Raw genomic sequence first — 12,484 nt, 5'->3', positions numbered from 1 at the left:
ACGAGGCGTGGCCCCAAAGGCGCGGAATTGATACATGAGTGATTTGCAGATCGGGCTGATCGTCCTGGGTGTCCTGCTCATCCTGATGGTGTTGGGCTTCAACTGGTGGCAGGACCGCCGGGTGCGCCGCAGGATGCAGGCCCATTTCCCCAGTAATGAGCACGACCCCCTGCTGGGCACGGCGGGCCAGGAGAGCGCCGCGCCGCCACGGGCGTCCTCCGCGTCCGCGGCCCCGTCTCCCTCGCAGCGGCGCGAGCCTGGCTTCAATGGCGGTTCCCCCGCCGGCGCCGCCGCGACGGGCGCACACGAAGCGGTTGCCGCGCCGGCCGGCGGACCGGCCGACGGCGACGACCGCGAGGAAGCCGATCCGGCCTGCGAGGTCGTCATCGAGGTCACTTTCGCGGAGCCGGTGCGTGGCGCCGACCTGTTGCCGGTCACGCAGAGCATGCGCGCCGCGGGCCGCAAGCCCATGCGCGTCTTCGGCCAGACGGACGACCAGCGCCACCGCGCGCGCCTGCGCGGCGACGAGCGCTACGCATCGTTGCAGATCGCCGTGCTGCTGGCCAACCGCACGGGCCCGCTTACCGCCATCGAATGGTCGCAGGCCTGGGCTCGCGCGCAGGACCTTGGAGAGCGTTTCGACGCCGCCATCGAAGGGCCGGACCAGCAGGCTGTCCTGGAACAGGCCGCCCGCCTGGACGACACCTGCGCGGCCCTGGATACGCAGGTCGGCCTGACCCTGTTGCTGGGCGGTGCCCAGCCCGCGGCGGAAGTCCTGGCCGTGGCGCGCGACCTGGGATTCATTCATGACGGCCCGCGCCTGGTATGGATGTCGGATGTGGGCTTGCCGCGTTTCACGCTCACGCGGGGCGACGGCGCCGCCTTCGACGCCGGCATGGGCGGCGTCGAGCGGCTGAATCTGCTGCTGGACGTGCCCTGCAGTCCCGCCGACGAGCGCGCCTTCGGACGCATGGTGGACGTCGGACGCCAATTGGCGCAGCGGCTGCGCGCCGAACTGGTCGACGACCAGGGCAAGCCGCTGGCCGATGCCTCCGTCACGGTCATCGACGAACGCCTGCAAGTGTTGTTCGGCCAGCTGGAGCAGGCCGGCCTGCGTGCGGGCAGCGAACGGGCGTTGCGGGTGTTTTCGTGAAGCCTGCGGATACCGGCGTCGACGCGCAGGAGGAAATCGCCCGCCTGCGCGTCGAGATCGAACAGCACAATTACCGGTACTACGTCGAGGACGCGCCGACGGTTTCCGACGCCGAGTACGATGCCCTGATGCGCCGGCTCCAGGCACTGGAGGAAGCGCATCCCGAACTCGTCACGCCTGAATCGCCCACGCAACGCGTGGGCGCGACGCCGCTGGCGGCCTTTGGCGCCGTCACGCACGCGGTGCCGATGCTGTCGCTGGGCAATGCTTTCGACGAAGAAGAAGTTCGCGCCTTCGACAAGCGGGTGGCGGACACGCTGCGCGCGGCCGGCCTGCTGGGTCCGGCCAGCCAGCCGGACTATTTCTGCGAACTGAAGCTGGACGGCCTGGCGATCAGCCTGCGCTATGAAAACGGCAAGCTCACCCAGGCGGCCACGCGCGGCGACGGCCAGACCGGCGAGGACGTCACGGCCAACATCCGCACCATCCGCTCCATCCCGCTGCAATTGAAGGCCGGCGCGCCCCGCGTGCTGGAAGTGCGTGGCGAGGTGCTGATGAACCGCCGCGATTTCGAACGCCTGAACGAATCGCAGGCGGCGCGCGGCGAAAAGGTGTTCGTCAATCCACGCAATGCCGCCGCCGGCAGCCTGCGCCAGCTGGACCCGCGCATCACGGCCCAACGGCCGCTGCGCTTTTTCGCCTATGGCTGGGGAGAGGTGCACGGGCTGGCGGGCCGCCAGGCCGGCATGTTCGACGAGCCCGCGCCCGGCGTGCGCGAGGCCTCCACCCTGCCGCGGGAAGCCCACAGCGCCATGCTGGATTGGCTTGCCGAATTGGGCCTGCCCATCAACGCCCGGCACAATCACAAGGCGGCGGGCGCGGACGGCCTGCTGGACTTCTACGCGCGCGTGGCCAAGCTGCGCCCGACGCTGTCGTATGACATCGATGGCGTGGTGTACAAGGTCGACTCCCTGCCCGCGCAGAAAGTGCTGGGCTTCGTGGCCCGCGCGCCCCGATTCGCGCTGGCGCACAAGTATCCCGCCGAAGAAGCCACCACCACGCTGCAGGACATCGAGGTCCAGGTCGGCCGTACCGGCGCCATCACGCCCGTCGCCCGGCTGCAACCGGTCTTTGTCGGCGGGGTCACCGTCACCAATGCCACCCTGCACAACGAAGACGAGATCCGCCGCAAGGATGTACGCATCGGCGATACCGTCATCGTGCGGCGCGCCGGCGACGTCATTCCGGAGGTAGTGGGCCCGGTGCTGGAAAAGCGCCCGGCCGACGCCCGCGAGTTCCGCATGGTCACGGCCTGTCCGGTCTGCGGCTCGGCCATCGAGCGGCCCGAGGGCGAAGCCATCGCGCGGTGCACCGGCGGCTTGTTCTGCGCCGCGCAGCGCAAGCAGACGCTGTTGCATGCGGCGGGGCGCAAGGCCCTGGATATCGAAGGGTTGGGCGAAAAACTGGTCGATCAACTGGTGGAACGGGACCGCGTCAAGTCCCTGGCCGACATCTACGGCCTGACGGCCGAGGAATTGGCGGCCTACGATCGCATGGGCGCGAAATCCGCCGAGAACGTGGTCCGCGCCATCGACAAGGCCCGCACGCCCAGCTTGGGCCGCATGCTGTTCGCCCTGGGTATCCGACATGTGGGGGAAACCACGGCGCGCGACGTCGCCCGGCATTTCGGCGACCTGGATGCGATCATGAACGCGACGGAAGACCAGTTGCTGGAAGTGTCCGACGTGGGGCCGGCCGTGGCCGCGTCCATCCATCGCTTCTTCGCCGAACCGCACAATCGCGACATCGTGCAGGCGCTCAAACGGCAGGGCGTGCATCCGGTGCCCGAGGCGGCAGCGCGCGACGGCGGCCTGGCGGGCAAGACCTTTGTGCTGACGGGCACGCTGCCCAATTGGACGCGCGAGGAAGCCACCAGCCACATCCTGGCGGCGGGCGGGAAGGTCAGCGGTTCGGTGTCGAAGAAAACCGCCTATGTCGTGGCGGGCGCGGAGGCGGGCAGCAAGCTGGCCAATGCCGAAAAACTGGGCGTGCCCGTGCTGGACGAAGACGGCCTGAAGCAGTTGCTGGGCCTGGCCGGCTGACGCGCTCGTCCCTGGGCGCGGCCGTGGGGCCGCGCGCCAACAAAAGGCCAACAAAAGTCCCGCGACAAAAAGCCCCGCAACAAAAAAGCCCCGCTTTTCCGCGGGGCTTTTTGTTGGACGCGGCCCCGGAGGGCGGCGTCCCGGTGGCGACGGCGCTTACTGGATCTTGGCCTGGTCGCGCAGCGACTTCTGGTAGTTGGCCAGCAGTTGCTGGCGCAGCATTTCCTCCAGCTGGGGACGGACCTGGTCCAGCGGCGGGAATTCCACCGGACGGGTGTCTTCCACCTGGATGATGTGCCAGCCGTATTGCGTCTGCACGGGCTTGTCGGCCAGCTCGCCCTTCTTGAGCGAGGTCACGGCCTGGGCGAAAGGCGCGACGTAGTTGGTGGCGGGGGCCCAGCCCAGATCGCCGCCTTTTTCGGCGCTGCCGGGATCCTTGGAATCCTTCTTGGCGGCGTCCTCGAACTTCAGCTTGCCGCCCTTGATCTGGGTCAGCAGGTCATTGGCGGTTTTTTCGTCGGAAACCAGGATGTGGCGGACCTTGTATTCCAGCTTGCCGGACTGCTGCTGCTTGACCTCGTTGTATTCGTCCTGCACCTGCTTGTCCGTGATCGGGTGCTTTTGCAGATAATCGGCCATCAGCGCGCGCACCAGAATGCCCTGGCGCGCCAGTTCGACCTCGGTCTGCACGTCCGGCTGCTTGGCGACCCCGGCCTTTTCAGCGGCCTGCACGAACACCTGGCGATTGATCATTTCTTGCTTGACCTGGTCGCGCAGCTGGGGCGAATCGGTGGCGCCCTGGCTGACGAGCAGCTTTACGAACTGGTCCAGGCTTTTTTGAGTAATGGGTTTGCCATTGACCGTTGCCACGTTCTGGGCAAGGGCAGGGGCGGCAATGACGCAGGCCGCCACCAGCACGATAAAGCGTTTCATGTAGGTCCTTTCAGGGAGTACGGGTTTCCAGCGCAAGCGCGTGGATGGGGTAGGGCATCAAATCATTCAAATGATCATACACCAGCCGGTGCCGCGCCACGGGCGACAAACCCTCGAACCGGGCGGATGTAATCCGCACCGTGAAATGCGAAGCACCGCCGTGTGCGCCGGCATGGCCGGCATGCAAATGAGAGTCGTCCTGAATGTCCAACGCCACCGGCGCGAGCGCTTGCAGGCGTTCGCGAATAGTAGCAGCCACGTCCGTCATTTCACTCATGGAGAATTATTGAAAATGTATTCAGTGCTTGCCGCTTTCGCGGCCGGCCTGGTCGCCCGCTTCGCCGGGCGTTTGCAGATGCCGGCCCAGCCACAGCGACTGGGCCAGGACGAAAACGATCATCAGCCCCATCAGGCCAAAGGCCTTGAAGGTGACCCATTCCGCTTCCGAAAAATGCCCGGAGAATGCCACATAAAGATTGATGGCGCCGGCCAGAAGGAAAAACACCGCCCAGGTGGCATTCAGCTTGTCCCAGACGCGGTCGGGCAGGGCGATCTGCTTGTCCAGCAGGCGCCGCACCAGATTGCGCTTGAATATCCAGCGGCCGATGAGCAAGGCGCCGCCGAAAAGCCAGTACAGCACGGTGGGCTTCCATTTGATAAAGACATCGCTGTGCAGCCACAACGTGGCGCCGCCGAAGATCACGATGACCGCCAGATTGATCCAATGCATCCCTTCGATGGGCCGGGCCGTCAGTTTGAGCCAGAGGATCTGCAGGATGGAGGCGGTGATGGCCACCGCGGTGGCCGTATAGATACCGGCGTAGCGGTAGGCCACGAAAAACAGCAGCAGCGGAAACAGATCGAATAAAAACTTCTTCATTCTGGGGCAGGTTCGATTTTCATCAAGGCGGGGAAATCGGCGCACGATCGGGAAAAAACTGAGCCCGGCGCGAGCCGCCTACAATTGCACGATACCCCAGCCGGCGGGCAGGAGGTGTGCCCGTGCCGGCCGCTGGGGGCTTTCCGTCCCTGTTTGGCTGGGGGCGCGCCATGCTTTCCGTCCCCCCGGCACGCCAGCCGGCGCGGTCCTTCGCACTTGTCCTTTGTGCGCCGGATTGCCGGAGCGTTGGACCGGTTCGGGCATAATCGCGCCCCATGTTAATCGAGTTTGATCGTGCCGTCGTGAAGACGCCCCGGGCAGAGATTCTGCATGGGGTAAGCGCCGTGCTCGCCGAACGCCGCGTGGGCATCGTCGGCCCGAACGGCGCTGGCAAAAGTACGCTGGCGCGGCTGGTCAACGGGCTGGTGCTGCCGTCGTCGGGCGCGGTGCGCGTCAATGGGCATGACACCCGCCAGGCGACCCGCGATGTCCGCAAGGAGGTCGGCTTCGTTTTCCAGAACCCGGAAAACCAGATCGTCTTTCCCATCGTCCGGGAGGATATGGAATTCGGGTTGAAGGCCAGCGTGCCGGACCGCGCGCAGCGGCAGGCGCGGGCTGCGGAACAGCTGGACGCCCTGGGCATAGGGCACCTGGCGGATCGCGCCAGCCATAGCCTGTCGGGCGGCGAGCGGCAACTGGTGGCGCTGGCCGCCGTGCTGGTCATGCGGCCCAATGTGATTGTGTTCGACGAGCCCACCACGCAGCTGGATCTGCGCAATCGCAACCGCGTGCGCGCGGCCATTGCCGGTCTTGCATGCGACGCCATCGTGGTCAGCCATGACCTGGACCTGCTGGAGGATTTCGACCGCGTGCTGGTGGTGGTCGACGGCCGCGTGGCCGCCGACGACGCCCCGCACGCCGCGCTACGCTGGTATCGGGAGCACTGCGCATGATGGAGCCGCTATATGTGGAAGGCGATGGTCCGCTGCACCGCATCCCCGCTTCGTGGAAGCTGATGGCGCTGCTGGCGGCCGGTGCGGGGCTGTTCCTGGTGCGGCGCCTGGATGCGCTGGGCGCCGCCGCGGCGGTGGGCGGACTGCTGGTGGCAATGTCCGGCGCGGGGTTCGCCGCGGTGTGGCGCCACGCGCGCGGCCTGCTGCCTATCCTGGCGGTGGTGGGCGCCTTCACCGCGTATTTCGATGGCTGGGCGCAGGCCGCCGAAGTCCTGCTGCGCGTGTGCGCCCTGGTGGCCCTGGCCATGGCCGTGACCCTGACGACACGCACGACCGACCTGATCCGGGTGTGCGAACGGGCGCTCTACCCGCTGGACCGGCTGGGATGGGTCGATGCAAGCCGCGTGTCCCTGGCGCTGGCGCTGACGCTGCGCTTCATCCCGGAGATCTGGCGCAACTACCAGGATATCCGCGAGGCCCAGGCCGCGCGCGGGCTGTCCCGCAATGCCCTGGCGCTGGCCGTGCCGCTGCTGGTGCGCACGCTCAAGCGCGCGGAGGAGGTCGCCGAGGCCATCGAGGCGCGCGGCGGCTAGCATGGGTTTCTTCGGCGCCATGGCGCGCCCGATCGCAGAGGAGGGCGCGCATGCGCACCAAGGATACCGTCACCGTCGCATTGTTCGCGGCCTTCATCGTCGTGCTGAGCCTGGCGCCGCCGATCCCGGTGCCCGCCTTGCCCGTGCCTATCACCTTGCAGGCGTTGGGCGTGATGCTGGCGGGATGCATGCTGGGGCCCGCGCGCGGGGCGGCCGCGGTGGCGCTGTATCTGGTGCTCGCGGCGATCGGGCTGCCGGTGCTGCCGGGCGGCCGCGGCGGCCTGGGCGTGTACGCCGGGCCCACCGGCGGTTTCCTGATCGGGATGCTCGTGGGCGCGGCGCTGTGCGGCGCCATCGCGCAGCGGGTCGGCCGTTCCGGAGCCGGCACGCTGCCCGCCATCCTGGGCTATTTCGGCGCGGCGCTGGCCGGCGGGCTGGTGGTGGTCTATGCGGTCGGGATCCCGTGGCTGGCCGCCATCGCCGGCATGACCCTGGCCAAGGCCGCGGCGGCCATGGCGGTCTTTTTGCCTGGCGATATCGCCAAGGCCATCGTGGCCGCCGTGGTGACGCAGCGTGTACGCCGCGTCTGGGCGTTCGCGCACGAAAGATAAGCGACCGGCCAGGATGTTCCGGCGCCCGCGCGGTACGGCGGCCCTGCGGTCAGGCGCGCACTCAGGGTCATTACTTACCCGGCTGTTCCGAGGCAATTTGATACGGTTTTAAACCTATAATCCGATTTTCTGTATAGCTTGCAGAATGGTTTCATAGGCTGTTGCCGCCGGGCGTCCGCGCCGGCCCTCTCTGGAGACTTCGAAATGCATGACAAGCACATATTGCGGCGGCCGGCGGCAGCCCTTGCGGCCACGGCGCTGGCGCTGGCCTTGCCCTGGGCGGCCCAGGCGCAGGTCAAGGTCGGCGTGACCCTCTCCAGCACCGGCCCGGCCGCGTCGCTGGGCATCCCGGAGCGCAACACGGTTGCCCTGCTGCCCAAGGAAGTGGCCGGCCAGAAGATCGAATGGATCGTGCTGGACGACGCCACCGATACGACGCAGGCCGTCAAGAATATGCGCAAGTTCGTCAGCGAGGACAAAGTGGACGTGGTGGTCGGCACCTCGGTCACCCCCGCATCGCTGGCCATGGTGGACGTAGCGGGAGAAACCCGCACGCCGATGATCAGCGTGGCGGCCAGCGTCAAGATCGTCGACCCGGTCGACGGTCCGCGCAAATGGGCTTTCAAGACGCCGCAGAACGATGCCTTGATGGCCGGCGCCCTGGCCGACGCCATGGCCAAGGGCAAGGTCAAGACGCTGGGCTTCATCGGCTTTGCCGACGCCTACGGCGACAGCTGGCTGCAGGAAATCAAGAGCGCCACCGAGAAGAAAGGCATCAAGATCGTCGCCGTCGAGAAATACAGCCGCACGGACACCAGCGTGACGGGCCAGGTGTTGAAGCTGGTCAGCGCGCGCCCCGACGCCGTGCTCATCGCGGGGTCCGGCACGCCGGCCGCCTTGCCGCAGAAGGAATTGCGTGCCCGCAACTACGGCGGCGTGATCTATCAGACCCACGGCGTGGCCAATGGCGATTTCCTGCGTGTCTGCGGCAAGGATTGCGAAGGCATGCTGCTGCCGGCCGGCCCGCTGCTGGTGGCCGAGCAGCTGCCCGACAGCAATCCCGTGAAGAAATCCGCGTTGACCTATGTCGCCGCCTATGAGAAGGCGCACGGCGCGGGTTCGGTCAGCACCTTCGGCGGACATATGTGGGATGCCGGCCAATTGGTGCTGGCGGCCGTGCCGGTCGCGCTGAAGACCGCCCAGCCCGGCACCCCGGAGTTCCGCGCCGCGATGCGCGACGCGCTGGAGAACGTCAAGAACCTGGCGGCGTCGCAGGGCGTATTCAATATGAGCCCCACCGACCACGCCGGTTTCGACGAGCGCGCGCGGGTCATGGTGAAGGTGCAGAACGGCAAGTGGGTGTACCAGCCCGGCCTTTGACCCGACTGACATCACACAGGAGGCGCCGCGCGCGAGGACTGCCCCGCGCGCGGCGTTTCCGTACACGGTAAACGGTCGATGGATTCCTCCATAGCCTTCATCCTGCTGCAGGACGGCGTCGTCAGCGGGTCGATCTACGCCTTGCTGGGCATGGCCCTGGTGCTGGTATTCGCGGTCACGCGGGTGATCTTCATCCCGCAGGGCGAGTTCGTCGCCTTCGGCGCCTTGACGCTGGCCATGCTGGTGGACGGCAAACTGCCCGGCACGGTGTACCTGTTGCCGCTGCTGGGCGGCGTCGTGTTCCTGCTGGAGCTGGGCCGCGCGCTGCGCCAGCGCAGCGCCGCGGCGCTGCCCAAGGCTTTCCTGGCCAATGTGGTGCTACCCGCCTTGCTGTACTGGCTGACCGGCCAGCTGGCGGGCGCCGACACGCCGCTGTGGCGCAATATGCTGCTGACCCTGCTGCTGATCGTGCCGATGGGACCGATGGTGTATCGCATTGTCTACCAGCCCCTGGCGGAGGCCAGCGTGCTGGTGCTGCTCATTACCTCGGTGGCCGTGCATTTCGTGCTGGTCGGACTGGGCCTGGTGTTCTTCGGCGCGGAGGGCTGGCGCACACCGGCCTTCGTCGACGGCCAGGTGGACCTGGGCGTGACGGCCTGGTCGGCGCAAAGCCTGTTCGTAGTGGGCACATCGCTGGTCCTGATCGTGGCGCTGTGGCTGTTCTTCGGCAAGACGCTGTATGGGCGCGCCTTGCGCGCCACGGCCGTGAACCGCCGCGGCGCACGCCTGGTGGGCATCAGCAGCAGCATTTCCGGCAGCATCACCTTCACGCTGGCCGCGCTGCTGGGCGCGATCTCCGGGATCCTGATCGCACCGGTGACCACCATCTATTACGACACGGGATTCCTGATCGGGCTCAAGGGCTTCGTGGGCGCCATCATCGGCGCGCTGGCCAGCTATCCGGTCGCGGCCGCGGGCGCGCTGCTGGTCGGCCTGCTGGAATCGTTCTCTTCGTTCTGGGCCAGCGCCTACAAGGAAGTGATCGTGTTCACGCTTATCATCCCCGTGCTGCTGTGGCTGTCGCTGCGTGGCGGCGGGCATGCCGAGGCCGAGGAGTAAGCGCGCCATGAAGAGCCTCTTCCCGCGGCGGCTGCCCCTGCTGGTCTTTGTGGCGCTGCTGGCGCTGCTGCCGCTGTTCCCCGCCACGCCGGAATTCTGGATCACCCAGCTCAACTACATCGGCCTGGCCAGCCTGGTGGTGCTGGGCCTGGTGGTGCTGACGGGCGTCAGCGGGTTGACGTCCTTCGGCCAGGCCGCCTTCGTCGGGATCGGCGCCTACGCCACCGCCTGGCTGACCACCGCGCAGGGCTGGTCGCCCTGGCTGGGGCTGGTGGCGGGCCTGGTGCTGACGGGCGCGGTGGCATGGATACTGGGCGCGATCACGCTGCGGCTGTCCGGCCATTACCTGCCGCTGGGGACCATCGCCTGGTGCCTGGCGCTGTTCTATCTGTACGGCACCGTGGATGCGCTGGGCCGCCATGACGGCATCGCCGGCATCGAGCCGCTGACCGTGTTCGGCCTGTCGCTGGCGGAGGGCCGCCACATTTATTACCTGATCTGGCTCCTGGTGCTGGCAGCCGTCTGGGCCACCGGCAATCTGCTGGACTCGCGGCCGGGACGTGCGATCCGCGCGCTGCGCAACGGGGCGGGCATGGCCGAGTCCATGGGCGTCGACACCCGTCGCTACAAGGTCGTCGTGTTCGTCTACGCCGCCTTGCTGGCCAGCCTGTCGGGATGGCTGTACGCGCATATGCAGCGCGCGGTCAGTCCCAGCCCTTTCGGCCTGAACTACGGCATCGAGTACCTGTTCATGGCCGTGGTGGGCGGCGCCGCGCACGTATGGGGCGCCTTGCTGGGGTCGGCCATCATCCTGGTGCTCAAGGACCAGATCCAGAACGTGTTGCCGCGCTTGCTGGATACCACCGCCAACTTCGAATTGATCGTCTTCGGCATCCTGCTGATCCTGATGCTGCAGTACGCGCGGGATGGTGTGTGGCCGATGCTGGCCGGCGCCTGGCGGCGGCTGGCCGGTGGCGATGGCCGGCGCGCGCGCGCCGCGCCGCAGGGCGATGCCGCGCCCTTGTCCAGGCGGACGCGGCCGGCCGCTGGGCAAGTGGTCCTGGATGTGGACGCCATCCGCAAGACCTTTGGCGGGCTGGTGGCCGTCAACGATATTTCATTCCAGGTGCGCGCCGGCGAGATCATGGGCCTGATCGGCCCCAACGGCGCCGGCAAGAGCACCACCTTCAACCTGATCACGGGCGTGCTGCCGTGCACGCGCGGCGGCGTCAGTTTCATGGGCGAAAGGATCGAACGCCTGTCCGCGCGCGATATCGCGCGCCGCGGCGTGGGCCGCACTTTCCAGCATGTGCAGCTGCTGCCCGGCATGACCGTGCTGGAGAACGTCGCGCTGGGAGCGCACCTGCGCGCCGACGTCGGCGTGCTGGCGGGCGCCCTGCGCATGGACCGGCCGGCAGAGGCGCGGCTGCTGCGGGAAGCGGCGCTGCAGCTGGAGCGCGTCGGCCTGGGCGACTGCCTGTACGAACAGGCTGGAAATCTGGCGCTCGGCCAGCAACGCATTCTGGAGATCGCCCGCGCCCTGGCCGGCGATCCCGTCCTGCTGCTACTGGACGAGCCGGCCGCGGGCCTGCGCTACAAGGAAAAGCAGGCCCTGGCGCGGGTGCTGGAACAATTGCGGGAAGAAGGCATGAGCATCCTGCTGGTGGAACACGATATGGATTTCGTCATGCGCCTGACCAATCACCTGGTCGTCATGGATTTCGGCACCAAGCTCGCGGAAGGCGTGCCGGCGGACATCCAGCGCGATCCCGCGGTGCTGGAGGCCTACCTGGGCGGACTGGACGAGGACGAGGCGCCGGCGCCCGCGGGGGCGGCGGCTGACGTGCCGGTATCGGACGTGCCGGTAGCGGACGCGCCGGTTTCCCCGGATACGAGCCGCGCCGCGGCGGCACGGGAGCAGCGATGAGCGTACAGCCCCTCTCCCCAGGCTCCATGCTGCTGCGCGTGGACGGCCTGGCCGCGCGCTACGGCAAAGTGGCCGCGCTCTCTCCGGTTTCGCTGGCGGTTCCCGCCGGCAGCATTGTCACGGTGATCGGCGCCAACGGCGCCGGCAAGTCGACGATGCTCAATGCCATCATGGGCGCCTTGCCCTTGTCGGGCCACGCCACCGGCGGCATCTGGCTGGACGGCCAGGATGTGTCCGGCTGGGCCGTGGAGCGCCGCGTCGCGGCGGGTATGTCGCTGGTGCCCGAACGGCGCGAGCTTTTCGCCAGCATGTCGGTGGAAGACAACCTGCTGCTGGGCGGCTTTCGCCGCTACCGCATGCGCGAGGCCGGCTGGCGCGACAGCATGCGGGATGTCTATGAGCTCTTTCCCCGCCTGAAAGAACGCCGCGCCCAGCAGGCCGGTACGCTGTCCGGCGGCGAACGCCAGATGCTGGCCGTCGGGCGTGCCCTGATGGCCAAGCCGCGCCTGCTGATGCTGGACGAGCCCAGCCTGGGCCTGGCGCCGCGTATCGTGCGCGAGATTTTCCACATCATCGCGCGGCTGCGCGAGGCGGGCGTTTCCATCCTGCTGGTGGAGCAGAACGCGCGTGCGGCCTTGCAGGTGGCCGACCAGGGCTATGTGCTGGAAACCGGCGAGGTCGTGCTGTCCGGCCCGGCGGCGGAACTGGCGCACAACCCGCGGGTGGTGGAAAGCTATCTGGGACTGGGCCAGGCGACCGCTTGATCTCTCCGGGCGGACGTCGGCACAAGGGATGACAAGAAGCGCGTCCTCATCCCTATAATCTGCGCCGTC

Annotated in this window: 12 protein-coding genes; 9 read left to right on the top strand and 3 right to left on the bottom strand. The window is 67.7% G+C overall.

All coding sequences use genetic code 11. The features are described from left to right. The first annotated feature begins 34 nt into the window (after positions 1-34). Both BAU06_RS18635 and ligA read left to right on the top strand, forming a co-directional pair. Entirely contained in the window at positions 35-1,153 is a 1,119-nt protein-coding gene (locus BAU06_RS18635; RefSeq protein ID WP_066353412.1) for a cell division protein ZipA C-terminal FtsZ-binding domain-containing protein, read from the top strand. After that, positions 1,150-3,255, top strand: a complete 2,106-nt coding sequence (gene ligA, locus BAU06_RS18630; protein WP_066353410.1) for an NAD-dependent DNA ligase LigA — start codon at positions 1,150-1,152, stop codon at positions 3,253-3,255. The genes BAU06_RS18635 and ligA overlap by 4 nt, the downstream gene beginning before the upstream one ends. Before the next feature lie 156 nt (positions 3,256-3,411). Here ligA and BAU06_RS18625 read toward each other — a convergent pair whose 3' ends face one another. From BAU06_RS18625 to BAU06_RS18615, 3 genes are read right to left on the bottom strand one after another with little or no spacing between them, the layout of a single operon-like run. Further along, positions 3,412-4,188 carry a peptidylprolyl isomerase gene (locus BAU06_RS18625; protein WP_066353405.1) on the bottom strand — a complete coding sequence of 259 codons (777 nt, stop codon included), beginning with the start codon at positions 4,186-4,188 and terminating at the stop codon, positions 3,412-3,414. Between the two features lie 10 nt (positions 4,189-4,198). Continuing rightward, positions 4,199-4,465, bottom strand: a complete 267-nt coding sequence (locus tag BAU06_RS18620; RefSeq protein ID WP_066353399.1) for a BolA family protein — start codon at positions 4,463-4,465, stop codon at positions 4,199-4,201. 21 nt (positions 4,466-4,486) lie between these two features. Further along, positions 4,487-5,068, bottom strand: coding sequence for a septation protein A (locus BAU06_RS18615; RefSeq protein WP_066353398.1), 582 nt, complete (start codon positions 5,066-5,068; stop codon positions 4,487-4,489). Positions 5,069-5,343: 275 nt separating this feature from the next. On the opposite strand from BAU06_RS18615, the gene BAU06_RS18610 reads away from it, so the two are divergent. The 7 genes from BAU06_RS18610 (at position 5,344) to BAU06_RS18580 (ending at position 12,415) form a co-directional block, all read left to right on the top strand. Next, the gene (locus tag BAU06_RS18610) at positions 5,344-6,021 is read left to right on the top strand and encodes an energy-coupling factor ABC transporter ATP-binding protein (protein WP_066353396.1); all 678 of its coding nucleotides are present in this window, start codon (positions 5,344-5,346) and stop codon (positions 6,019-6,021) included. Next, on the top strand, positions 6,018-6,614 hold the full coding sequence (locus BAU06_RS18605; RefSeq protein WP_066353393.1) for an energy-coupling factor transporter transmembrane component T family protein: 597 nt from the start codon (positions 6,018-6,020) through the stop codon (positions 6,612-6,614). Before BAU06_RS18610 ends, BAU06_RS18605 begins: the two co-directional genes overlap by 4 nt. Positions 6,615-6,664: 50 nt before the next feature. Then, positions 6,665-7,225, top strand: coding sequence for a biotin transporter BioY (locus BAU06_RS18600; RefSeq protein WP_066353391.1), 561 nt, complete (start codon positions 6,665-6,667; stop codon positions 7,223-7,225). A gap of 204 nt (positions 7,226-7,429) precedes the next feature. Next, the gene (locus tag BAU06_RS18595) at positions 7,430-8,605 is read left to right on the top strand and encodes an ABC transporter substrate-binding protein (protein ID WP_066353390.1); all 1,176 of its coding nucleotides are present in this window, start codon (positions 7,430-7,432) and stop codon (positions 8,603-8,605) included. 78 nt (positions 8,606-8,683) lie between these two features. Further along, positions 8,684-9,724, top strand: a complete 1,041-nt coding sequence (locus BAU06_RS18590; RefSeq protein WP_066353388.1) for a branched-chain amino acid ABC transporter permease — start codon at positions 8,684-8,686, stop codon at positions 9,722-9,724. A gap of 7 nt (positions 9,725-9,731) precedes the next feature. Next, positions 9,732-11,651, top strand: coding sequence for a branched-chain amino acid ABC transporter ATP-binding protein/permease (locus tag BAU06_RS18585; RefSeq protein ID WP_066353387.1), 1,920 nt, complete (start codon positions 9,732-9,734; stop codon positions 11,649-11,651). Further along, positions 11,648-12,415, top strand: a complete 768-nt coding sequence (locus BAU06_RS18580; protein ID WP_066353385.1) for an ABC transporter ATP-binding protein — start codon at positions 11,648-11,650, stop codon at positions 12,413-12,415. The genes BAU06_RS18585 and BAU06_RS18580 overlap by 4 nt, the downstream gene beginning before the upstream one ends. The last annotated feature ends 69 nt before the right edge of the window (positions 12,416-12,484 follow it).

This window comes from Bordetella bronchialis (assembly GCF_001676705.1).
Taxonomy (GTDB): Bacteria; Pseudomonadota; Gammaproteobacteria; order Burkholderiales; family Burkholderiaceae_B; genus Bordetella_C; species Bordetella_C bronchialis.
Note: the sequence above shows the minus strand (reverse complement) of the source record. Positions and strands in the feature narration are given on the sequence as shown.